General features: G+C 51.6%; 20 protein-coding genes. 7 read left to right on the top strand and 13 right to left on the bottom strand.

Going from position 1 to position 22,355, the window contains the following annotated elements; translation table 11 throughout:
* Window positions 1–76 precede the first annotated feature (76 nt).
* Together Q8K39_RS06450 and Q8K39_RS06445 are read left to right on the top strand one after the other, a co-directional pair.
* Entirely contained in the window at window positions 77–1,081 is a 1,005-nt protein-coding gene (locus Q8K39_RS06450) for a PfkB family carbohydrate kinase (protein WP_305258806.1), read from the top strand.
* On the top strand, window positions 1,078–2,409 hold the full coding sequence (locus Q8K39_RS06445; RefSeq protein WP_305258805.1) for an MFS transporter: 1,332 nt from the start codon (window positions 1,078–1,080) through the stop codon (window positions 2,407–2,409). The genes Q8K39_RS06450 and Q8K39_RS06445 overlap by 4 nt, the downstream gene beginning before the upstream one ends.
* A gap of 25 nt (window positions 2,410–2,434) precedes the next feature.
* Here the strand turns inward: Q8K39_RS06445 and Q8K39_RS06440 are convergent, their stop codons facing one another.
* The 11 genes from Q8K39_RS06440 to soxC form a co-directional block, all read right to left on the bottom strand.
* Window positions 2,435–4,030: a tetratricopeptide repeat protein gene (locus tag Q8K39_RS06440; protein WP_305258804.1), complete on the bottom strand. Its 1,596-nt coding sequence runs from the start codon at window positions 4,028–4,030 to the stop codon at window positions 2,435–2,437.
* Between the two features lie 6 nt (window positions 4,031–4,036).
* Window positions 4,037–5,941, bottom strand: a complete 1,905-nt coding sequence (locus Q8K39_RS06435; protein ID WP_305258802.1) for a tetratricopeptide repeat protein — start codon at window positions 5,939–5,941, stop codon at window positions 4,037–4,039.
* A gap of 122 nt (window positions 5,942–6,063) precedes the next feature.
* Window positions 6,064–8,031, bottom strand: a complete 1,968-nt coding sequence (locus Q8K39_RS06430; protein WP_305258800.1) for a tetratricopeptide repeat protein — start codon at window positions 8,029–8,031, stop codon at window positions 6,064–6,066.
* A gap of 31 nt (window positions 8,032–8,062) precedes the next feature.
* Window positions 8,063–9,790 carry a molecular chaperone HscC gene (locus tag Q8K39_RS06425; RefSeq protein WP_305258799.1) on the bottom strand — a complete coding sequence of 576 codons (1,728 nt, stop codon included), beginning with the start codon at window positions 9,788–9,790 and terminating at the stop codon, window positions 8,063–8,065.
* Between the two features lie 234 nt (window positions 9,791–10,024).
* Entirely contained in the window at window positions 10,025–11,737 is a 1,713-nt protein-coding gene (gene soxB / locus Q8K39_RS06420) for a thiosulfohydrolase SoxB (protein ID WP_305258917.1), read from the bottom strand.
* 471 nt (window positions 11,738–12,208) lie between these two features.
* Entirely contained in the window at window positions 12,209–12,829 is a 621-nt protein-coding gene (gene soxX, locus Q8K39_RS06415) for a sulfur oxidation c-type cytochrome SoxX (RefSeq protein ID WP_305258798.1), read from the bottom strand.
* 10 nt (window positions 12,830–12,839) lie between these two features.
* Window positions 12,840–13,673: a sulfur oxidation c-type cytochrome SoxA gene (gene soxA, locus Q8K39_RS06410; protein ID WP_305258797.1), complete on the bottom strand. Its 834-nt coding sequence runs from the start codon at window positions 13,671–13,673 to the stop codon at window positions 12,840–12,842.
* 12 nt (window positions 13,674–13,685) lie between these two features.
* Window positions 13,686–13,997 (bottom strand): thiosulfate oxidation carrier complex protein SoxZ, encoded by a 312-nt coding sequence (gene soxZ / locus Q8K39_RS06405; protein ID WP_186954858.1) that lies wholly within the window; start codon window positions 13,995–13,997, stop codon window positions 13,686–13,688.
* Window positions 13,998–14,268: 271 nt separating this feature from the next.
* Window positions 14,269–14,757 carry a thiosulfate oxidation carrier protein SoxY gene (soxY, locus tag Q8K39_RS06400; protein ID WP_186954859.1) on the bottom strand — a complete coding sequence of 163 codons (489 nt, stop codon included), beginning with the start codon at window positions 14,755–14,757 and terminating at the stop codon, window positions 14,269–14,271.
* 129 nt (window positions 14,758–14,886) lie between these two features.
* Window positions 14,887–15,918 carry a c-type cytochrome gene (locus Q8K39_RS06395; RefSeq protein ID WP_370868568.1) on the bottom strand — a complete coding sequence of 344 codons (1,032 nt, stop codon included), beginning with the start codon at window positions 15,916–15,918 and terminating at the stop codon, window positions 14,887–14,889.
* Entirely contained in the window at window positions 15,902–17,266 is a 1,365-nt protein-coding gene (gene soxC, locus Q8K39_RS06390) for a sulfite dehydrogenase (protein ID WP_305258792.1), read from the bottom strand. Before soxC ends, Q8K39_RS06395 begins: the two co-directional genes overlap by 17 nt.
* Window positions 17,267–17,536: 270 nt before the next feature.
* Here soxC and Q8K39_RS06385 point away from each other — a divergent pair, with 270 nt between their 5' ends.
* Complete coding sequence (locus Q8K39_RS06385) at window positions 17,537–18,133, top strand: rhomboid family intramembrane serine protease (protein WP_305258790.1); 597 nt, start codon at window positions 17,537–17,539, stop codon at window positions 18,131–18,133.
* A 7-nt stretch (window positions 18,134–18,140) separates the two neighbouring features.
* Window positions 18,141–18,812 carry a M23 family metallopeptidase gene (locus tag Q8K39_RS06380; RefSeq protein ID WP_305258788.1) on the top strand — a complete coding sequence of 224 codons (672 nt, stop codon included), beginning with the start codon at window positions 18,141–18,143 and terminating at the stop codon, window positions 18,810–18,812.
* A 24-nt stretch (window positions 18,813–18,836) separates the two neighbouring features.
* Here Q8K39_RS06380 and Q8K39_RS06375 read toward each other — a convergent pair whose 3' ends face one another.
* Window positions 18,837–19,712 (bottom strand): LysR family transcriptional regulator, encoded by an 876-nt coding sequence (locus tag Q8K39_RS06375; protein ID WP_305258786.1) that lies wholly within the window; start codon window positions 19,710–19,712, stop codon window positions 18,837–18,839.
* Window positions 19,713–19,851: 139 nt separating this feature from the next.
* Between Q8K39_RS06375 and Q8K39_RS06370 the strand changes: the two genes are divergently transcribed.
* The 3 genes from Q8K39_RS06370 (at window position 19,852) to Q8K39_RS06360 (ending at window position 21,745) form a co-directional block, all read left to right on the top strand.
* Window positions 19,852–20,451: a short chain dehydrogenase gene (locus tag Q8K39_RS06370; RefSeq protein WP_305258784.1), complete on the top strand. Its 600-nt coding sequence runs from the start codon at window positions 19,852–19,854 to the stop codon at window positions 20,449–20,451.
* Window positions 20,452–20,500: 49 nt separating this feature from the next.
* The gene (locus tag Q8K39_RS06365) at window positions 20,501–20,656 is read left to right on the top strand and encodes a hypothetical protein (protein WP_305258782.1); all 156 of its coding nucleotides are present in this window, start codon (window positions 20,501–20,503) and stop codon (window positions 20,654–20,656) included.
* 273 nt (window positions 20,657–20,929) lie between these two features.
* On the top strand, window positions 20,930–21,745 hold the full coding sequence (locus Q8K39_RS06360; protein WP_305258780.1) for an ABC transporter substrate-binding protein: 816 nt from the start codon (window positions 20,930–20,932) through the stop codon (window positions 21,743–21,745).
* Window positions 21,746–21,766: 21 nt separating this feature from the next.
* Here the strand turns inward: Q8K39_RS06360 and Q8K39_RS06355 are convergent, their stop codons facing one another.
* Window positions 21,767–22,345, bottom strand: coding sequence for a YdeI family protein (locus Q8K39_RS06355; RefSeq protein ID WP_305258779.1), 579 nt, complete (start codon window positions 22,343–22,345; stop codon window positions 21,767–21,769).
* Window positions 22,346–22,355: the final 10 nt, after the last annotated feature.

Raw genomic sequence — 22,355 nt, 5'->3', positions numbered from 1 at the left:
CAAGAGGAAGGAGAAAAACTGGATATTGCACAAATACTCGCCATTCGTAATTCAAGCTCGTTATTGGAAAAAACCCATGTCATTGCAAAGCAAACCCATCATCGTCTTTGGCGAAACCCTGATCGATGACTTCCCTGATCAGCCTGTAGTTGGTGGTGCGCCTTTTAATGTGGCACGCAGCCTGGGTTATTTTGATTGCGCGCCCCTGATGATTTCACGCGTGGGCAATGATGCCACTGCAGAATTGATACGTGCTGACATGCAGCGTTTCAAGCTGTCGGCTGTTGGCTTGCAGACTGACCGGCACTACCCCACTGGACGGGTCAAGGTGACTCAGGACGATAGTGCAGACAAGGCCAAACACCATTTCGAGATCTTGCCTGAGCAGGCATATGACTATATTGATAGCCAGCTTGCTATCGCTGTCATGCAACAAACCAGCCCTGTACATGGCCAGGGCATCTTTTACTTTGGCACACTGGCACAAAGAAATCCTGTATCACGTGACGCTTTGTATAGCCTGCTGAAACAAACACAGGCGCTCAAATACGTGGATCTCAATTTGCGCGCCATGCAATACAGCCTGACGACGATAGAGCAATCATTACAGTTTGCCGACATACTCAAGGTCAATGAAGAAGAATTGCAGATGTTGGCAGAAATTTACCTGGACAAGCCAAAGGCAGAAAGCGAAGCAGCACTGGATGATGCAGATATTCAGGCACATGCAACAGCATTGATCAAGCTATTCAAGTTGCAAGCCATCATCATCACGCTGGGTGAACGCGGTTATGCTTATCTGGATGAGGCTGGGGCCTTACTCAGTAGTGCATCGGAGCCTGTCAAAGTTGAAGTCGTGGATACCGTCGGTGGTGGCGATGCCTTCTCCGCCATCTTTTTACTTGGCATGCAGCGCGGCTGGCCATTACACATCAGCCTGCAACGTGCCCATCAATTCGCAGCAGCAATCTGCGGCGTACGGGGTGCAGTAGCCAGCGATGCTGGCTTTTATGACCAATGGCAACAACGCTGGGATGCTGAAACCCTGCCAGCCATTGAAAGCAGCGGAGCGAAGCCATGAATCCAGCCGCAAGCAGCGCACAGTCACTGACAGGGAAGCCCCGTCTGTCATTCTGGCAAATTATCAACATGAACTTTGGTTTTTTTGGCATACAGTTCAGTTTTGGTTTGCAGCAAAGCAGCATGAGCCCCATCTACGCCTATCTGGGTGCTGACGAAGCCAGCCTGCCCTATTTGTGGCTGGCCGGGCCAGTAACAGGTTTGCTGGTGCAACCGCTGATCGGTGCCGTGAGTGACCGCACCATCAGCCGCTGGGGGCGGCGCACGCCATACTTCCTGATTGGTGCCGTCCTGTGCAGCCTGGGCTTATTGATCATGCCGTTCAGTTCCACACTATGGATGGCTGCTGGTTTGTTGTGGATACTTGATGCTGCCAATAATGTGACGATGGAACCATACCGTGCCTTTGTCAGTGACAAGCTCGATGCCAGCCAGCATTCTGTCGGGTTCCTCACACAAAGCGCCTTTACCGGCCTGGGACAAACTCTCGCTTATCTGACGCCATCGATCCTGGTAGTAGCGGGCATGAACAGCAATAGCGTCAACAGCCATCACATTCCCTATATTGTCATTGCGGCTTTTATCATAGGCGCAGTATTTTCCATCGCTTCGATCTTGTGGACTTTGAAGACAACACCCGAAATCCCTTTGACGGCTGAACAGTTGGCACAGATCAGGCAACAAGCAACAGGCTGGCGTGCCACCCTGGTTGAAATAGGTCTCGCAATAAAAGAAATGCCGCCGACCATGCGCCAACTGGCGCTGGTCAAACTGTTCCAGTGGTATGCCATGTTTTGCTACTGGCAGTACATCATGCTGTCGTTGGGACGCAGCATATTTGACACCAGTGACCCTAGTTCTGCCGGTTTCCGCGAAGCGGGATTATTGAATGGGCAGATAGGCGCTTTCTACAATTTCATCGCCTTCATTGCCGCCTTTGCGCTGGTGCCCTTTACCCGCCGTTTTGGCCCCAAGATCAGCCATGCTAGCTGCCTGACTCTGGCGGGCTTGTGCATGATAAGCATACCGGCCATACATACACCAGCCCTGTTATTCATTCCTATGCTGGGCGTGGGCCTGGCCTGGGCCAGTATCATGGGCACCCCCTATATCATGCTGGCAGGCAGCATACCGGCAGAGCGCACAGGGGTCTATATGGGCATCTTCAATATGTTCATCGTCATCCCCATGATCATACAAATCTTCACTCTGCCGCTGTATTACCAGGCCTGGCTGGGCGGCAATCCTGAGAACGTGATCAGGCTGGCTGGTGGCTTGCTGATTTGCGCGGCAATGGCGGTGGGCCTGGTTAAGTTGCAGAAAAAGTGACCGTGAGCATAAATCGGCAACACAATTAGCCTGTACAGCCTGAGTATTTCTTTTTCCTGCAAATTGACTTCAATCTTGCTTTTGATTGCAAATCGTCATGCATAGCGGCCTGGGCATACCATATACTGGCCTTGTCGAGATCCACAGCCTGGCCTGCCATGCCCTCATCATAAATTGCGGCCAATGCGCGCTTGGCGATCATGTCGCCTTGCGCAGCTGCCAGCTCATAAAAATATACTGCTTTGTTCACATCCTGATTGACCGTACTCAGGTAAAAATTTCCCATCATCACTTGCGACCTGCGCTCGCCCTGCTTTGCAGCTTTCTCATACCATTGGTAGGCTTGTTTCATGTCCTTGGCAACGCCATTGCCCAGGTCGTACATCCAGGCCAGCTGATATGTTGCCTCAACATTGCCTTTTTCAGATGCCATTTCCCAAAAATATACGGCTTCAATCACATTGCGAACTTTGCCTCCATGTCCGCTAAAATACTGGTCGCCTATTTCCTTGAGCTCTTTACCGCTTAACAGTAAGTCTTGCTGTTTGCGCTCAACTATACTCAGGTAACTATTATTGAGATAGGTAGTTTGCTCGTGCAATGGGACAGGAGTGTAAACTCTCGATGTTTCAGGCCCCCTATCCATCAATCCAGCCATCCAAATAAAGACGGCAAAACAGATCAGTATGCCGACCAAAAACCTGGTCTTGTAGCTCGTGTTCTCCTGATCGGCTATAGCAGTTTGGATGGACTGTGCTGGTTCAACAGCCTCCCCTTGTTGCATGTCCGCATATCTTGCATGCCATGCCTCAATATTTTTCCTGCTTGACACCATGAGCACCCAGGTCGGATACATTTCCAGCATGCGTAGCATCATGGGAAAATGTACCGATAGGTAATACTGTGCAGGTTCATTTTCATACCTTGCTTTCAATAGTAAAGCCCACTGCCCTTCGCGAATTGCCTCGCTCTTCTTATTGAATTCTGCCTGCTCTGTGAGCGCCCGGCTCAAGACGTATCCACCTTCGCCCCAATTATGCAAACGCCTGACATCTTTCTTCCATCCATAATAGTCAGCGACAACATCAAGTAACTCGCCATTGCCCGGCTGCCAGCCTTGCAACAAGTAGTGCGCCAGCATTCTCTCAAAGATCAGGCCGGTTTCCATATGGATCAGACGTGTATCCTCCATCGTCCGCAAGAAGCATTCACCAGCGTAGGACGGAATACTGTAATGCCCACGCATGTCATTGATCATGGCGACGATGATATCTTCAGCAGTGCCTTCCGGATCGGCCAGTTCTGGCGTTTTGGCAGAAGCGGATAAAGTGTGATGCTGCGAATGTGTTGCATACGCGCCTGTGTTTTGCGGCGCTTCCATGCTGCTATCCCGATGTGCTCCTTCGTCTGATTCTGCACTTGTTTCTGGCATCCCGGTTTGCTGACGATACTGCAACCAGGCAATTGCTTCTTCAAATGTGTCACGCAATGCCTGAAAACCTTCAAGATCGGTTTCCTGGTCTATCAGTTTCAGTTGGCGCGCATAGACGCGCTTGATGGCGCGCTCATCCGCATCTGCTGGCAAATCATATTGAACAAAGAAATCTGGCAACTTACTCATGGATAGTCACTTTGCCTTAGTCACGACAGAAATCGTACTGACGCTTGCGGGCGTTGGCTTGCATTCTGAAAATTCCTGCTTCTTGCAAAGGCGCTGCAAACTTTTCACTGCATCCTTGTCGCCATGGTCACGTGCCTTGCCATACCACTTCGCAGCTTCAGCCAGATTGATTTTATAAGTCCCCAAACCCTGTTCATGGACCAGGCCAAAATAGCGTTCTCCCACACGGTCGCCGTGCTTGGCGCTTAATGAAAACCAGTTGGCTGATTTAACTTCATCCCGTGGGAATCCATATTCTCCGCGCAGGTGAAACTGTCCCATCAGCGACTCGGAGTGAGCAAAACCTTTGTCGGCCGAAGCCTTGACAAGACGCGCAGCAACTGCTTTGTCCGGCTTGATTCCATAGCCACGGTCTAGCATATAGGCCAGCTTGAACTGGCCCTGTGCATCCCCCTGGTCAGCTGCCTTCTTGTAATGTTGAAAAGCTTCTTTGTAGTTGGGCTTGCCGCCCAAGCCGTCCATCAAGAGATCACCAACAATAATGCTGGCTTGGGTATGACCGAGTTCAGCCGCCCTCAGGAACCAGGCATATTGCCTTTGCTCGTCTGCGGGTGCGAATTTACCGTCACGGAACAGCCAGCCCAGGCGGTAGGCGGCCTCACTGCTATCGTCCCCCGCCGCACTTTCGAGAGTACGGACTGCCTGTTTGAAATTTGCCTTTTGATTCCAGTTCATGGACAGCAATCTCTCTGCCTTAATGACTCTCTGTTGCGGTGTCAAACTGCGATCAGGTCTCTCCAGAACAAACGAAGTCCCGTCTGCAGAGGTGAATTTTCCGGGATCATAGCTTGGTGTTGACCTGTCCTTGTTGGAAAACATACCCACCAGCACAACAAAGGCAATGACTATCCAATAGGCAGGATGGGCATTGTTATCTTCTTTGTGTGGCATTACCCGCTGATCACCAATGGGGTTGCTGGATTGGATTTCTTCTGCATCTGCTGACCACTGCGCAAGATTCTCCTTGCTTGCTACCAGCAGCAACCAGGACAGATAAGTATCCTGCATGTGCCGCAGCAAGCCCAGATTCGCTTTCAGATAGCGCTGGCCAGGAGATTTTTCTTTTCTGATTTTTTTGATCACAACCCAAAGTTTTTCGCGTGCTTTTTTATCTTTGCGATAAAACTCAGCGGCGTCACTCAGAGCGCGATCAATGACGCGACCAGGCCTGCCCAGCTGAAGCAGACGCAAACGGTCCTTTTCCCAGCCAAAATTTTGCACAGCTACATCAAACAATTCACCATTCCCTGGCTGCCAGCCTTGCAGCAGGTATTCTGCCAGCATGCCTTCAAAGAGCAAACGTGTTTCCATATGAAAAAGACGCGTGTCATCGAGCAATGCTGTCAGATTTTTCCCGGCAAAATCATCGTCACCGTCTTCACTATGCAGGCGCATTGCTGCCAGCATTTCATTGAAGATTTCCTTGGCAACCTGCGCCGAATTGATAGCAACGTCTGCTGTTTGAACGTTTTCTGGCTCTTGCTGCGTCGCTGCAGAAGCGGTCGCCTGAGTTTGCAAAGGCAGGGCAGCATCAAGGTCATCTTGATTAACTTCATTCTGTAGCGAAATCTCATCTGTCACCGGCGCTTCAGTTTCAGTGGCTCCGATTGCAATACCATCCTCATGCTCCTCCTGCGGCATCACCTTTGGCGGCAACTGCCACTGAAACTGCTCCCGGTATTTCAACCAGGTAAGCGCCTCTTCATAGGCATCACGCAAATCCTGAAAGCCCTGGAGGTCATTTTCCTGGTCGATTTGCTTCAGTTTGCGTGCATAGGCGCGTTTGACATCGCGCTCCTCAGCATCTACATTTAACTGATTTTCAACAAAGAATTGGGGTAAATTACGCATGAAAATATTGTGTCGGTATAGCCAATTACTGGTCTATGCTGGTTGTACTGGTTGCGCTTGTTTTATTCCGTATCGCTGCGACAGAGATTTGATCACCAGCGGCAAATTAAACAGGGGCAAATTTAAGTATCGCTGCAATCCGGATAGGTACCCGACTGGCACAGGCTTTTCAATTTCTTGCGGGCTTCGGCGTCGCCCTGTCTGGTAGCCCTACCATACCAGTCTGCGGCAGCATTGAGGTCTTTGTTGTAACCGCCCAATCCTTTTTCATGGATGAGCCCAAACATGCGCTGGCCAACTGCATCATTTTGCCTCGCGCTCAACATGAACCAGTAGGCAGCCTTTTCAGCGCTAACCTGTGTCCCGTACAAGCCATTCATGCGTATCATGCCCAGTTCGCTTTGTGCCAGGGGCTGGCCTTTTTCTGCTGCCGCCGAAATCAGTTCCAGTGCGCGCTGTTTGTCTTTTTTCACCCCCTTGCCATCTGCGTACAAATGGGCCAGCTTGATCTGCGCCAGGCTTTGCCCCGATGCCGCAGCCTTGCTGTACCAGCGTACGGCTGCGTCCAGGTCCTTGTTGACGCCACGCCCTTCAAAATAGTAATCAGCCACCATGACAGCCGCTTCCAGATGCCCCTGTTCCGCTGCCTTGATATACCAATTAAGTGCCTTCGCTTCGTCTGGCCCGGGCTGTGTGCCTTCGCGATAGTACCAGCCCAATTGATAGGAGGCTTTGGCATAACCGCTTTCTGATAGTTGCACCAGTTCATACAGCGCTTTTTGCAGCTTGCCCGCGTTATTATCGGCACGACTCAACTCGCGGCTGGCAGCATCAAATCGCGCTGCTGGTGTTTTTGGCACAGGCTGCTGGACCACAACCTCTGGTGGTATCACTGTCTTGGCATCGTGCACGATCAATTGCACGATGATCAGAGCAAGCACACACAAAAAGGCTGGCAGATAGTAGCGACCGAAAGGCCAGTGCCTGGCGCGCAAGGCGGCGAAGAAACCTGCTTTTCCAGAAGCTCCGGCCTCCTCACCAGGTACGGAAAATGTGCCACCAGTTCCTGGTCCTACCTTATTGCGGGCTTCGGTTTCTGCAGCTTCCCTGAGTGCCTTTGCCCTGGCGATCTCCTGTAGCGTATCGTATTGTGCTTTCCAGATATGAAAATTATCCTTGCTGGTCACCATCCATATCCAGACCGGATATAACTCATCCAGCACCAGCAATTTTTTAAAATTGGCTTCCAGATAGTCATTACCCGGATTTTTTTCCTGCCTGAGTTTTTTCAGCAGCTCCCATTGTGCTTTATGTACCTCGACAGGTCTTTCAAGGAATGCCTGCATCTCTTTGCAGGCACGCTCCAGCACATGGCCGGGACGGCCCAGGCTCAACAGGCGGCGCCTGTCCCTGGCCCAGTTAAAGATGTCAAAGGCCGCATCGAACAACTCACCGTTACCGTGCCGCCAGCCTCTGGCGAGATAGGCAGCCACCAGGGTTTCAAAGGCGTAGCGTGCATCACTGCTACCCAGGCGCGGGTCGCTCATAGCAAGCTGCAATTGTTTTTCAGCATAGCCTTCTTCCCCAGCGCACTTGCGCATTGCCATGAGCATTTCGGCAAAAACACGCTCTGCCTTGCTGGCAGCCAGTTGGCCATCACTATCCTGCAAGGTCTGCGTTGCAGTCTCTGTTGCATCGGGTAGTGATTTTGCCTTTCCGGTTTCTGTATCCGGCGTCAGCTTTGGGGGTGCCAGCGGGCGTACTGGCTCTGGCCAGCTTATGGCGCCAAAGGCTGCCATATCTTCCGAGGAAGCAGAAACTGCCTCTTGCTGCGGGGCCGGGGTCTGACTCTCACTACTTGCCTCAGCAGCCTGCTGCTCTGCTGCGTAAGCCTGACTCAGCCTGCCGCTGTCTCTGTACCTGATCCACTCCTGCGCTTCTTCATAGGCTTCACGCAAAGCCTGAAAGCCAGGAAGATCTGTTTCCTGATCTATCTTTTTCAGTTGCTTTGCATAAGCGCGCTTGACGGAGCGCTCGTCTGCATCGGGAGCTAACCCATGCTGTTGAAAAAACGGCGGAATATATACCATGATTCAATTCACAAGCATCTGTATAGCCTATTTAATTCTGCTGCGGGTCAAAATCCGAATGCAGGTGGCTATCGCTCTCTATGGAATTGAGCATGTCGGAAAACTTGTTCTTGGCCGGATTGATCAGGCGCGGGTTTTGCGTTTCCAGCACTGCTTCAAACTCGGCGATCTGCACACTCAGCCAGGAGCGCAAGTCTCCACGCACCTGCTGGTAAATGCGGTCAGCCCTGGCCAGCAGGGTACGCATTTCAAGCGTGTCGCGCGGATGCATCTTGATTTTCTCCAGCTCGACAAAACGCTGTCTGATCTCTTCATCACTGAGCATGCCAGGGTTGCCCTCAATGATAAGGACATGGCTTTCAGTGCTATTGTTGACATTGACCCTGACCTCAAGCAGGCCATTGACATCATAGGTAAAACGCACATCGACTGCTTTCTCGTCATTGCCATCCTGCTGCAAGGGAACATCAAGCTGGCCAAGCAGGATATTGTCTTTGACCAAGCGAGATTCGCCCTGAAAAACGCGCAACTGCACGCTGGTCTGACGCGCATCGACAGCACGGTAATGACCAACGCGGCTGACCGGCACTGCCGTATTGCGCTCGATAACGGGTGAAAAATGGCCATCAGACGATTTACCATCGGCCAGGCGCATGCAGACTTCTACACCAAGAGAGTAAGGCGCCACGTCGGTCATGACGACTTCTTCCAGCGCGGCATCTTTCATCTTCAGGCCAGCCTGCACGGCAGCGCCCAGGGCCACGACTTCATCAGGGTTGATTTCACTGGTCGGGAAGCGCCCAAACATCAGCGTCACCAGACGCTTGATCACCGGCATGCGGGTCGCACCGCCCGCCAACACGATGCTGTCGAGTTCGTTGGCGCGGATATTAGTATCACGCAGGGCGCGCTCGACCGGTTCGCGCATACGCTTGAGCAAGGGGGCACAGAGCTTGTCCAGTGCTTCTTCATCGATGTCCATGCTGAGGTCATTGCCATCCAGCTGGATTTGTACTTTCGCTTGCTGGCCTGCGGACAAGCTGCGCTTGGCAATCTCGGCCGAAGCGCCCAGCCTTTGCATGAACATGGGATTATTGCGCAAGCTCGTGGCAAGCTTGTTACGCTGGAAGAACAGGTCAACGATGGCACTGGTGACATCTTCACCACCGAGATAATTGTCACCTGCAGAAGCGCGAACTTCCATCACGCCTTCAAACAATTCAAGGATGGAGACGTCAAAAGTACCACCACCAAGATCAAACACCAGGAAGCGGCTTTCACTATCCAACTGGTGCATGCCATAGGCCAGTGCAGCAGCGCTTGGTTCGTTGAGCAGCCTCTCGACTTTCAGGCCAGCCAGTAAGCCCGCGGTGCGGGTCGCCTTGCGTTGGGCATCAGAAAAATAAGCCGGCACAGTGATGACGGCTTCAGTGACCGCTTCGCCCAGAAAAGCTTCTGCATCAGCCTTAAGAGACTTTAAGACGAGGGCAGACAATTCTTCGGCACGAAAATCTTTTTGCCCTAGCCTGACTTTCTTGTCGCTGCCCATGTAGCGCTTGAATACCGCCGCTGTACGTTCAGGGTGAGTCTGCAGACGTTCTTTGGCGGCCTTGCCGACCAGCACGCTGCCATCTTCATCAATACTGACGCAGGACGGAGTAAGCATGTCCCCCAGGCCATTTGGCACCAGTTGGGACTTACCATCCTTCCAGACTGCAACCAGACTATTTGTTGTTCCCAAATCAATACCGATGATCATGCTGACACTACTCCCGCGCTTATTCCAAGCTCAAAACAAATAAAGTGTCATAACATAAACCAAAACAGATGTTTTTTGCGCTTTGCAGCAAAAATAATTTGCTGACGGGCCAGCCCTACAAAAGCGAAGCGAGCAAGCAAAAGGGAAAATCGCAGAAATTAGCGAAAGAAGAAGATCAAAACCCGTAAAATACTCATAGATGCCTGGAAGACAACATCCAGACATCTACTCGCTTTAAGCCAGCATGCCAGGGTTACCAGCAACGCCAATCAAGCGTGGTGCATTCAATTTGCGCGGAGCAATTTTCTTGTGCGTACGCAGCCATTGTGCGACTACATCCCAGACTGGTTCGCCCTTTGCGCCTTCGGCCACTGGTGCCCAGCCTGCCACCTTGTACACTTTACCGTCAGCCAATGGCTGGCCGTTCAAACGCATGTCCTGTATGCGCTTACCCATCGCTGCTGCTGGTTCTATGGCATATGTCAAACCACCAACACGCACCATGTCACCGCCTTGCTGGTAGTAGGGATCGGGGTTGAACAGATTATCAGCCACATCTTCCAGCACGGTCTTGATGGCGGCACCTGTCATTTCTGTCATGGTGGTATGCGAATAAGTCGTGGCGGTCTGGTCCATCACATGTTCCATGGTGATGGCGCTATTGGGCAGCAAGGATGTACCCCAGCGGAAGCCGGGAGAGAAGGCGATTTCTGCCCCCTTGACTTCCATGAGCGCATCGACAATGAGCTGGTCAAAGCTGCCATTGAAATTGCCACGGCGGTACAGCGTGCCTTCAGTCATTGCCAGTTTTTCAGACAGCTTTGTCGTGTAAGGCGCGCGGATTTCTTGTATCAGCGCCTGCATCTCTGCATCCGCTGGCAGGAAGTTGGCAAACACTGGCAACAGCTTGTACTGGAAGCCCTGTATGCGCCCTTCTTTCACATCAAAATCGAGCACACCAAGGAACTTGCTATTGCTACCCGCATTCGTCACCAGAGTCTTGCCGCCACCGTTTTCAACGATGACAGGTGCAGGCATACCATCATGGGTGTGGCCTCCCAGGATGGCATCGATCCCGCGCACGCGCGAAGCCATCTTGAGATCGACATCCATGCCGTTGTGCGACAGGACGACCACCACTTTCGCCCCCTTGGCACGTGCCGCATCAACGGTCTTTTGCATATTTTCTTCCTGTATGCCAAAGCTCCATTCAGGCACCAGATAGCGCGGGTTGGCGATAGGGGTATACGGGAAAGCCTGACCGATGATGGCGACCGGCACGCCATTCATTTCTTTCATGGTGAAGGCTTCAAAGACCGGATCACCAAAATCGGTAGTCTGGATATTTTGTGCGACGAAATCGACCTTGCCCTTGAAGTCGTTTTCAACGATATGTTTGACGCGCTTGTCTCCCAGTGTCATTTCCCAATGCGCCGTCATGACATTCACACCCATCTGCAAACAGGCATCCACCATGTCCTGCCCCTGCGTCCACAATGCTGTCGCTGACCCCTGCCAGGTATCACCACCATCCAGCAAGAGTGCACCGGGTCGATTGCCCTTGATACGTTTGATCAGCGTCGTCAAATGCGCAAAGCCACCGACCTTGCCATAGGTCGCTGCGGCCTGTTCAAAATTCAGGCAGCTAAAGGCATGGGCTTCAGGTGTATTCGGTTTGATGCCAAACTGTTTCAGCAAATGCTCACCGACCAGATGTGGGCTTTTACCAAATGCCGTACCTATACCCAGATTGACGCTGGGCTCACGAAAATACAAGGGCAACAACTGCGCATGGCAATCGGTGAAATGCATGAGATGGACATTACCAAAACGTGGCAGATCGTACAGCTTAGCTGCTGCAGGATTAGCAATAGCAGCCAGTGCATCGATCTGCATGCCTCCAGCGGCGGCGATGGCCATTACTTGTAAAAAATCACGACGATTCAGACCCATGATGATTTGCTTTCTGATGTAGATGTTTGGGGTTGATTCTGGTTTTGAAGTTGGGGTTGCTGTTGATTTTGACCTTGCCGCTGTTTTTGATTTTAGCCTTTCCGATGTGTCGATGCCGATTGTGCAGCACAGAAAATGGAAATAGAAGGACCGCTGTTTGAGCGAAGCGAGTTTCGGGCCTTCCCATTTTTTGTGCTGCATAATCGGGAACCCCCTTTAGGGGGCAGCGACGCCTCGGTCGTCTTTCTTTGATTCCTTTCTTTGGCGAAGCAAAGAAAGGGATTCGGCCGCCGGGCCGAGACCCGGCCTGTGTCTACGAAGGGCAATCGTTTTAATCAAAGCACACGGTATGCAACGAACGCCACTAGGCTCCAACCTTTGCTGGAGCGACGTAAATCGGGTTACAGTAACATGGAGAGTCACGGGCTCCGACAACAGCGGTATCAAAACAATAAAGCCAAGCTCCTACTTATTCACCGGCGACTCAACATCCAGCAACAGTGCCATCACATCCTTCAACTGCTCCTCAGTCAACACCCCGTTATGCCCAAACCGCGGCATCTTGGAACAGGCGTTATAGGCTTGTGCGTTATACAGCTTGCCCCAGGTGTATTTCACAATCTCTGGGCTACTGCCGCGCAGCTTGCCATATTGATAGAGCGAAGGACCGATATTGCCGAAAGAAATTTCTGCCTTGCTCATCTGGTGGCAGGCATAACAATTGCCGCCATTGACAGAACCAACAGCATCAGAGGACTGCATGCCACGGCCATTCTGGGCGATTTTTTCGCCATTCTTCCAGTCGCCCATGTACTGGGCATCGGCAGGATACTTGACCGTCGCCAGTTGTGCCTGCTCCAGTTTCTTTGCCTGCTTGGGTTTCAAGCCTTGCGGATTGGCGCTGCATTGTGCCTGTGCTTCATCCTGTTGCACCATGCGCTCCATGGTGGCCGGGCCTTTGGATTTGAAGTCAGCCTTCATCATCTCAAGTGCGGCTTTGGCATAGTCTGGTTCAGCAGCAACCACCGCCGTGCTGAAAATTGCGGCCAGCAAAACACTGACATGGTGTACACGTAAATTTTTCATGCATGTCTCCTTAACGTTTCAAGGCAGGTGCATTCATGACCGCGCCGTCGGCTGATTTTGCCAGGAACATGGTCAGTGCAGTGATGGTGTCTGAAGCATAGTCAGGCGCAGGAAAGCGTTGCTGGCGGAAGCAGTCATTGAGCCTGTGCTGCATGGTCCTTACTTCACCTTGTGAGACGCGATAAGCAGGCCAGGTGGAATAAGCTGCCTGGGCATTGGCCTTGTTGTTCAGGTTAGGCAAATCCTGCATGCGTATGCGCTGGCCCTCGACGGAGTGACAGGACGCGCAAGAAAAATCATGTGAGCCAGCGCGGTAGTAAAAAATCTTCTTGCCGATTTCGTAGGCTTGTTTTTCTGCCGGATGTTTGGTACTGATAGCCAGCTTGATGCCACGTGATTCTGCCGTCAAAAACGAGACCAGCGCTTCAATATCGGACGGGTTGCCTGCAGAACCAAAAGGTGTTTTCACTGCCTGCTCACGCGTCAAGCCTTGCAGACTCATGCGGCAATGCATGAGTCGCTGTTCCAGGTCCATGACTTTATTGGTGTCCTTGAAATAGCGCGGCAATTCTGCATATGCGCCCTTGGTCACGCCCGGACCTTTGCCCAGATCACATTGCTCCAGTGATTGCTGATTGGGGCCGAGTTTTTTTTGCCAGAGTTCCTGGCCGCGCATTTCCCATAATTCTGCGGGATTGCCATCGGCCAGCATTTGCCGATACTTGGCGATTTCATCAGTAGCAGATTGATTGGCATTCTGCGCCTGGGCAGAAGACAAGACAGATACTGCCAATAGGGCACCAAGCGACAAGCCTGGCAATGATTTAAGAGCAAGACGTGGCATGGTTTTTCCTTATCAGGCTATGGCTGCTTCATCGCTACGCTGGTCACCTTTATTGTCTGTCCAGGTCACCGATACTTTATCGCCCTTGACTCCACCCTTGAACTTGAAGGACAGGAACGGGTCTTTGGAAACCGACGGGCCAAACTGGGCATCCAGCACGACTTTGTCTTTCCATTTAGCTTGCAGGTTTTTAATGAAATGCGCAGGCACAACTTTACCCGTCAAATCTTTGCGCTGACCTGTTTCCATATCGTGACGCATCAATACTTTTACCTCAACAACGTCGCCAGTAACCGCTGCCCGAATACGCATAGGATCGCCCATGATGTCTCCCTTTTTTGCTAATTTTAAATGAATATCTGATCAAAACCTGAAAGCTCACCACAGAGACACTGAGGCACAGAGAAAGACATGAGAAAAACAGTAAAAATGATGACTTGAAATTAAGTCTTACACTGTTGTTAGGCCGAGTGTTGGGCTGATAAATCGTAGCCCAGCGAGGCCCGGCCCAACCTACAGCATGACCCAACCTATGCACAATACTTCCGCTTCTCTTTAACCTTCTCTGCGTCTCTGTGTTGAGAGGTCTTAAAAATTAACCGCCGCAACCGCCCAGTGTTACTTTAATTTCTTTAGAAGCCACCAGCCACTTGCCGTCCGCTTTTACCAAAGCATGCACGTTCGAAGTTTCACCTATCTTGACGCGGGTGCTGACTGAGGCTTCGGTACCTTCCGGGATATTGAAAGCCGCGGACATGGCATTCGGGTTTTTTTCTATCAGGATGGCGATGTATTCAGTGTTCGCGGCCTTACTGCTGACACTGACTGGCACTACCGCACCGTTTTCAGCAATATCAGGCGCGGTGATGGTGATATCAGCACTGATCACCGGGCTACCTGCGCCCATTGCGGCGAATACATCTTGCAAGCTCTTGGCTTCAAAAGCCTTGCTATCCCATTCTGCAGCAAATACATCCGATGGCTTGAGCATGCCTGCGGCAAAGGCCAGGCCAAATACCGTGGATATGCGTAAAAAATCACGGCGTTGCTGACCGTCGTCTTTGCTCTTGATTGCCTGCTTCATTACTGTCTCCTGAAATGGTGCATTTATCTATTGCTGCGGTGCTGCTATTGCTACTATTTACTGCTATTCGATAAGCTTAACGCGAAATCGTTCCATCGATATGACAAAGCTGAAAAAAACCTTGCTGCCTCACTGGCGCATGATCCAGTCCAGCATGGTCTTGATTTCGCTATCCTTGACATGGCCTTGTGGCGGCATGGGAATATCGCCCCAGGCACCACTACCGCCCAGCTTGATTTTCTTGCTCATGCTGGCTTCGGCGTTGGCATCGCCCTTATATTTTGCAGCGATCTGGGCAAAACCCGGGCCAACAACTTTATCCTTGATACCATGACAGGCGATGCAGGCATATTGTTTGGCCAGTTTCAAACCTTCTTCGGCGGCTGGTGTGCTGACTTTGACAACCGCAGCCTTGTTCAAATCCACTCCCCGCACGGCGCCTATACTGCGGTTTTGCTCGACCGGGTTGCCATTGGCGTTGCGGGCAAAAGAAGGCAGCTCAGAGGTAATCTTGACTTCTTTTACACAGTCTTTCATGCAGGCAGTATTTTTTACATCCGGCCTGCCATTGGTCTGCCACAGGCCATGCTTTTCTGTCATGCCCAGACGATTAGGCATGCGTTTTTGCACTTCGGCGATGTTTTCATCCGACATGACAAAATCATCGGCAACGATGCCACCCATGTTCAACATATAAGCGGTTACCGCATACACTTCATCAGTAGTCAGGGTCTTGGGTGCATTCCAAGGCATGGCGCGGTTGACGTAGTCCCAAAGTGTCGAGACTGTTGCTACTTTCATCAAGGTAGTGCGTTGCGGCTGGCTATTACCAGTCAATGCAGCGACGCGGCCATTCTTGACATCGTCCTTGGTGGTGCCACCGACGATGGGTGTGAATACCTGGTTAGATTCGCCGAAAGTGCCATGACAGGAAGCGCACTTGCCATCCCAGATTTGCTGGCCCTGCTCTACACTGCCGCGGCCCTTTGGCAAACCCCTGAAGTCGGGGCGTACATCGATATCCCAGGCTGCCACTTCCTTGGGGGTAGCGGCCCGGCCTACGCCTGAATAATTATCGGCACTGGCCGTCAGGCTGACACTTGCCAGCACCAGCATGCCCATCGCTTTAGTCACCATTGTTAACTCAGGCCACTTGTACATTTGTGACCTCGCCGTCTTCATTGATATTCCACGATTGGATAGCATTATTGTGATAAATCGATTTGGTGCCGCGCACTTCGCGCAGTTGATTGATCTTGGGCTGCACATAACCGGTTTCATCTATGGCACGCGATTGCAGGATCGCTGGTCCGCCATCCCAGTTCCAGTCAATATTGAAGCGGGTCAGGCATTTGCCCAGCACCGGGCCTTCCAGCCTGGCGGTACGCCAGCTGCGACCGCCATCCGCAGAAACATCCACGCGCTTGACCTTGCCACGGCCTGACCATGCCAGGCCAGTGATATTGTGAAAGCCTTTTTCCAGCAACATCTGTCCGCCCGAAGGTGTGGTGATGACGGACTTGCATTCTTGCACCGAGGTATATTGCCTGTGCAGGCCGCTGGGTTGCAGGTCAATATAGTGAATAGCTTCATCCTTGGCGGCCCATGGCTGGTCGCCCACTTCTATGCGGCGCAGCCATTTGACCCAGGACACGCCCTGCACACCAGGCACGACCAGGCGCAGCGGGTAACCGTTTTCTGGCCGTAGCATTTCACCATTCATGCCGTAGGCAACGATGACGTCATCCATGGCACGGGCGATATCGATGGTGCGCGTCATGGCAGAACCATCGCCACCTTCGGCCAGGACAAACCTGGCTTTCTTGCGGTCTATGCCGCAATCATCCAGCAAGACCGACAAGGGCACGCCCGTAAATTCGCAGCAGCTCAGCATGCCATGGGTGTATTGCACTGTAGGCACAGCAACATTGCCCCATTCAGTTGCGCTATTCGCTCCGCATTCTATGAAGTGCATGCGCGATACGGAGGGCATGCGCATCAGGTCATCCATGGTGTAGACCTTGGCTTCGCGCACCAGGCCATTGATCATGAAACGATGCTGTTCAGGGTCTATATCTATCCAGCCCTGGTGGTGGCGTTCAAAATGCAGGCCACTGGGGGTGATGATGCCAAAGAAGCCTTGCAAGGGCGCGAACGAGACAGACGCCTGCGGCACCCGCGTCAGGCCGGGAGACTGGCGGCGCTGTAAATTGGCTTCAAACTTCGATGGCTGGCCATAGCCCTGCATGACGACAGGGTTGCCCAGGGTCTTGGCATGATCCTGCAAATTCAGTATCAGCGGGTCACCATCCCCCTCAGGCACAGTACCCAGCCTTGCCATTGCTACGCCAGACGCCAGCGCAGCCGTTGCGGCCGCAAAGCTCTTGCGCAAGAAGCCACGCCGCTCATCATTCAAGCCTTGTTCAGTGATGGACTGGCGCAAGGGTGCATCCAAAAAATTCTCGGGTGCACGACGCAAAAGACCGGACTTTTTAATCTGCATAGACATGAGACTGAAACTTTCCAATGAGATACTAGGTTCATCCTGTGCCAGCTTGTCTTCATGCTACATCCACAAGCGCTGGTTTATAAAGCACAGTTTTATTGATGCGAACTTGATCAAGCTCAAATAATACTATTTGCGCATATAATCAAATAAGGAAGGAGAAAAAGCAAATACTTTCTTTTGTGCAACGCACAAAACCCTTATCAAACAAGTCAAGCCTTGATGATCATGGTAGATTCTGCTCTTCCATTCTAGCTGCCAACGCGTCTCTCCATGAATCAAAAGAACTTTCTTTTCAGGTCACCCGCAGCAATATCCATCTTTATATTGATTTTGACAGGCTGGTTAATATCAACCCAGTATTTCGGACTATCGCTGTTTGCCTCGCAAAAGTCCTTGCGCCTGCCGCAGTTGGGGGCAGCAACGGGCGACATTTATATCACGCATGAATGGTGGCGCTTGCTGGTCTCGCAATTTTTGCATGTGCATTTTTTGCATATGTTGTTCAATGCCATGTGCATCCTTATCCTTGCCAGCACGATGGAACGCAAACATGGATGGCGGGTGCTATTGGGGATTTACCTGATTGGTGGCCTGACAGGCCAGGCCGCCCGTGTCTGGGCTTACCCTTTACTGGTGACTGACGGCGCATCACAAGCCTTGATGGCGTTGTGTGCTGCCACGTTTATCTTGCTGCCAAAGAGTAGACTGGTATGGTTTGCCAGCCTGATCGTGGCTATACAGGTAGCGCTGGACGTGCACGCCATCGCAGGGATCAAGGCCGGACATTTATATGGCTTTTTTGCGGGCTTATTCATCAGCCTCGCCATTTTCTTCATACCTGGAAAGCAAGCCCTGCCCGTCAAGTAACTCCAATATGAAAACACCCATCACTATTGAATTCCCTCTTACCGGAGAATGGCTGGTCGGTGCCGATGGTACTGAAGCAGGACATGAAAGAGCTTTCGATTTTTTGCGCGTCGATAAAAAGCTAAAGGCTAGCAGACGTGCTGCCTGGCGAGAGTTATTTCAGGCCGTGCCGCTGGAAGAATATTATGCCTGGGGCCAGCCCATGCTTGCACCTTTTCACGGCACGGTGCTGGCAGCTGTTGATGGCAGCGAGGAAATCGCTACAAGTTATCTGCGTACGTTGATAAACACACTATTCTCAAAACAAGGGGATGCAGAATTGCAGCAATTGCAGGAAACGGGTGCTGGGGATATCCGTCACTTCGCGGGCAACCATGTAATCTTGCAATCAGCAGAAGATACCGAAGTTTATGCGTTTCTGGCACATGCCCGCAAGGGTTCGGTTTGCGTCACAGCCGGACAGCAAGTAGAACGCTTGCAAAAGCTGGCAGAGGTTGGCAATTCTGGCCAGTCAATGACACCACATCTGCATTTTCAATTGATGAATCAGGCCAATCCCATCAATGCAGAAACTCTGGAATGCCGCTTTCGAGCTTATGAAGTTCTGGTCAATGGCCATTGGAAAAAGTGTGAATTATCCGTACCGAAGCGCAGGCAGCGCATACGTGCGGTGGGGTAGTATGATCTGACTATTGCGCCCACGCTACAAACCAAACCTGCTCAGCACAAATTCAATAAATGTAGCCAGCTTGGGTGTGGGTTGCCTGTCACGCGGATACAGCAAATGCATGGGGCGTGGCGCAGGCACATAGGCTTCCATCAGCGGCACTAGCCTGCCGGCAGCAACCTCGCCGGCAAGCAATAACTCGGATTGCATGACGATGCCAAAACCAGCTACTGCGGCACTCTTCAAGGCCTGACCGTTATTGGAGCGCAAACGGCTGACCGGGATTTCACTTAGCTCTCCTGTCAAACGCCAGCGCACATGTTTGTTCCAGTGTAAAAAATCCAGGCATTCGTGAGCGATCAGATCCGCAGGCGTGCGGGGTATTCCCTTGCGTTGCAAGTACGAAGGAGCGGCACAGATCATCATACTGTAAGGCTGCAGGGGACGTGCAATCAAAGTGGAGTCTTCCAGCTGGCCTATGCGTATAGCAGCGTCGAAACCGTCTTCCACTACATCCACCAGCCTGTCGTTCATATGCAGGTCTGCACGCATTTCAGGATACTGCGCCAGGTAATCAACCATGGCCGGGGCCAGCATTTCACTGCCAAAGGTCACAGGCGACGTGATCTTCAGTACGCCACGCGCGCCGCCACGCATTCTGGCCGCACCAGATTCTGCCTCGCCGATCTGCACCAGTATGGCCTTGCATTGCTCTGCGTATTGCAAACCCAGCTCGGTGAGGCTTTGACGGCGAGTGGTACGCGTCAGCAGGCGTGCGCCTAGCAGGTTTTCGAGAAACTGTATGTGCTTGCCCACCATGACAGGTGATATCTCGCACTGCGCTGCCGCAGCAGTAAAACTGCCAGCATCAACCACGGCCACAAAAACTTCCATGCTGCGCAATTTATCCATGAGTTCACCCTTTATTACTAACTATTGGTTAGGAATATATGCATTTTCTGAATATTTATCTACATTAAAAATTGGAAGATACTTAATTTCAGGCCAAAAGCCCTTTGAATTAACTCAACCTAGACCAGCAAGGAAAGCTATGAAACTCATCATCATCGGTGCCAACGGCACAGTAGGCAGCGCCATCAGCAATGAACTCGGCTCTCGTCATGACATCATCCGCGTTGGAAAAACCACCGGCGACATCCAGCTTGATATCAGCCAGAGCGGGCAAATACGAGAACTGTTTGCCCGTACAGGCAAGGTCGATGGCGTTGTGGTAGCAGCAGGCAGCGTGCATTTTGCACCACTGGCTGAAATGGAAGAAGAACACTTTCAAATCGGCCTCAATAGCAAGCTCATGGGCCAGGTGAATGTCGCGCAAATCGCCCAGGCCTATTTGCATGACGGCGGTTCGATTACCCTGACCAGTGGAGTGGTGGGTGAAATGCCTATACGCATGGGTGCCAGCGCTGCCATGGTGAATGCGGCGCTGGAAGGATTTGTGCGTGGTGCCGCGATAGAGTTGCCGCGTGGTCTGCGTATCAATGTCATCAGCCCTGGCTTGCTGGAAGAATCGGTTGCTGAACTGGGCAGTTTTTTCCCGGGCTTTGAAGCTGTGTCTTCCAAACGCGTGGGCCTGACCTATGCCAAAAGTGTGGAAGGCGCGCAAACCGGACAGGTGTATACCGTGCGCTAGTGAATGCATGCAGCGTTAGCCAGTAGAGATGTCTTAGAGGCGGTCATAGATGAAGGCAATCTCGCTGACCGACATAAGGATAGCGCAGGGCGACGCCATCGCCCTGCCACCCAAGTGCAGACACAAAGCCCCCCGCAGGGAAGAACCCTGGCGTCCCTATCCAGCAACCAGGCCGCCGGAACAGTATTACAGGCAAGATGTATGACCAAAGCTGCCACAGGCTTGTGTTAATTTACAATTGTTAGCAATGATGGTCTGGTGTGCAATAGCAAGGCAGATCTTCAGCAGACAACACAGACAAGCCAGCATTGCAGAGCAACCCACTGTAGTCGAGCAACAAATACCCTGGCACCTGCACCAATATAGATCAATCCAATATTGGAATCCTGACAGCCAGTAGTCAGTCTTATCGTTTCGACTATTGCGCAACTTGCTTTATGACACTAGGCTGAGGACAGGGTAGTTTTGGAGCATGTATATGCATCGCATGGCACTTTTATTCTTGATACTGGGGTTGAATTGCATTGCTGCTGGCGCTGCTGAACACAGCACTGCCTGCGGCAGCATGCAACTGGCCTACTATGAATTGGGAACCTTGTATTACCGCCATGTCGATGGCAGTTATACAGGCATAGACAAGGATGTGGTGGAAGAAGTCGCAAAGCGCAGTGGCTGCAAATTTGATACTGTGCTGGAATCGCGGGTACGCATCTGGACTCAATTGAAAAACAATACCCTGGACATGTCGGTCTCTGGCATTCCCACACCCGAAAGAGAAAAATTTGCCGAATTCATCCCCTATTTTTCCACCAGAAATTATGTTTTGCTACACCGAGACATGCCGGTGCATGGCCTGAGCATGGCTGGTTTCTTGAACGATGCCAATTTGAAAGCCGCTGTCATCAAGAGTTTCAAACATGGTCCAAAGTTTGATGAGTGGCTGGAAAAATTATGGGCACAAAAACGGGTATATGAAGCATCCGATATTGATAGCCTGTTACGCCTTTTCCTGGCCCGCCGCGTAGATGCCATCATCGCTCTGCCTACAGTATGGCAACCCTTGTTGAAAAAAGAAGAAATCAATAAACAGGTACAATTATTTGACTGGGCGCCACAAGACAGCATTGTGCATGGCCTTATTGTCTCCAAAGAACGCGTTAGCAAAGCCCGGCGTGACTTGCTCAGAAAAGCCATCTACAGCATGGCAGATGACGGTACGCTGGAACAAATTTTTACCCGCCATATGGGCAGTAAGCTGGCGCAAGAACTGCGCTATGAAGGGCCGAGGTTTTAGAGCACGTTGGGCAAATAGACGCTAATCATCCAGACCCTTTCCATCAAGTATATGCGGGATCGCTTTTTCCACCCTTGCGTCCCGGGTCTTGGATTGCTTCGCCGCGGAAAAATGCATCAGATAGGCTTTTTGCCGTCCAGGAGTCAGTGTTTCAAACGCTGTCTTCAATGCTGGCATGCTATCGAGCTTCATTTGAAATTCTTCAGGCATGTTGAAATCTGCCGCCTTCTTGAACTCCACTTTCAAACCAGCCTTTTCCACTGCAACAGCCTCTTTGATATAAGCTTTAATGGTGGTTTTCAGCTTGGCTATTTCTCCGATACTGGTGAAGCGCAACTGTCTTGCTGCCTGGGTATTTTCTGTCTGCTGGATCAGGATACCCTTGACATCTTTCATCAAGGCACCCTTGAAAAACAGGAGTGCGGCGTACTCCTTGAATACGTGGATCAGGACAACATTGCTGCCCTCAAGTGTGTAACAGGGGCTGCCCCACTTCAACTCCTCTGTCAAGGGACATTCAAGAACGATACTGCGCAAATGCTCAATTTCTTCTTTCCATTTTTTTGCTTTGCTAACATAGGCATCAACTTGAGTATTCATTTTAGCATTC

Origin of the sequence: Undibacterium sp. (assembly GCF_030683615.1) — a bacterium.
Taxonomy (GTDB): domain Bacteria; phylum Pseudomonadota; class Gammaproteobacteria; order Burkholderiales; family Burkholderiaceae_D; genus Undibacterium; species Undibacterium umbellatum.
The sequence above is the reverse complement of the archived record's forward strand: the minus strand, read 5'-3'. Positions and strand labels throughout refer to the sequence as shown.

What these genes read in the sequence shown, in the direction of transcription:
- Q8K39_RS06450 (WP_305258806.1), top strand. Translation starts at nt 77, where the DNA reads ATGTCATTGCAAAGCAAACCCATCATCGTCTTTGGCGAAACCCTGATC.
- Q8K39_RS06445 (WP_305258805.1), top strand. Translation starts at nt 1,078, where the DNA reads ATGAATCCAGCCGCAAGCAGCGCACAGTCACTGACAGGGAAGCCCCGT.
- Q8K39_RS06440 (WP_305258804.1), bottom strand. Translation starts at nt 4,030, where the DNA reads ATGAGTAAGTTGCCAGATTTCTTTGTTCAATATGATTTGCCAGCAGAT.
- Q8K39_RS06435 (WP_305258802.1), bottom strand. Translation starts at nt 5,941, where the DNA reads ATGCGTAATTTACCCCAATTCTTTGTTGAAAATCAGTTAAATGTAGAT.
- Q8K39_RS06430 (WP_305258800.1), bottom strand. Translation starts at nt 8,031, where the DNA reads ATGGTATATATTCCGCCGTTTTTTCAACAGCATGGGTTAGCTCCCGAT.
- Q8K39_RS06425 (WP_305258799.1), bottom strand. Translation starts at nt 9,790, where the DNA reads ATGATCATCGGTATTGATTTGGGAACAACAAATAGTCTGGTTGCAGTC.
- soxX (WP_305258798.1), bottom strand. Translation starts at nt 12,829, where the DNA reads ATGAAAAATTTACGTGTACACCATGTCAGTGTTTTGCTGGCCGCAATT.
- soxA (WP_305258797.1), bottom strand. Translation starts at nt 13,673, where the DNA reads ATGCCACGTCTTGCTCTTAAATCATTGCCAGGCTTGTCGCTTGGTGCC.
- soxZ (WP_186954858.1), bottom strand. Translation starts at nt 13,997, where the DNA reads ATGGGCGATCCTATGCGTATTCGGGCAGCGGTTACTGGCGACGTTGTT.
- soxY (WP_186954859.1), bottom strand. Translation starts at nt 14,757, where the DNA reads ATGAAGCAGGCAATCAAGAGCAAAGACGACGGTCAGCAACGCCGTGAT.
- Q8K39_RS06395 (WP_370868568.1), bottom strand. Translation starts at nt 15,918, where the DNA reads ATGTACAAGTGGCCTGAGTTAACAATGGTGACTAAAGCGATGGGCATG.
- soxC (WP_305258792.1), bottom strand. Translation starts at nt 17,266, where the DNA reads ATGTCTATGCAGATTAAAAAGTCCGGTCTTTTGCGTCGTGCACCCGAG.
- Q8K39_RS06385 (WP_305258790.1), top strand. Translation starts at nt 17,537, where the DNA reads ATGAATCAAAAGAACTTTCTTTTCAGGTCACCCGCAGCAATATCCATC.
- Q8K39_RS06380 (WP_305258788.1), top strand. Translation starts at nt 18,141, where the DNA reads ATGAAAACACCCATCACTATTGAATTCCCTCTTACCGGAGAATGGCTG.
- Q8K39_RS06375 (WP_305258786.1), bottom strand. Translation starts at nt 19,712, where the DNA reads ATGGATAAATTGCGCAGCATGGAAGTTTTTGTGGCCGTGGTTGATGCT.
- Q8K39_RS06370 (WP_305258784.1), top strand. Translation starts at nt 19,852, where the DNA reads ATGAAACTCATCATCATCGGTGCCAACGGCACAGTAGGCAGCGCCATC.
- Q8K39_RS06365 (WP_305258782.1), top strand. Translation starts at nt 20,501, where the DNA reads ATGAAGGCAATCTCGCTGACCGACATAAGGATAGCGCAGGGCGACGCC.
- Q8K39_RS06360 (WP_305258780.1), top strand. Translation starts at nt 20,930, where the DNA reads ATGCATCGCATGGCACTTTTATTCTTGATACTGGGGTTGAATTGCATT.
- Q8K39_RS06355 (WP_305258779.1), bottom strand. Translation starts at nt 22,345, where the DNA reads ATGAATACTCAAGTTGATGCCTATGTTAGCAAAGCAAAAAAATGGAAA.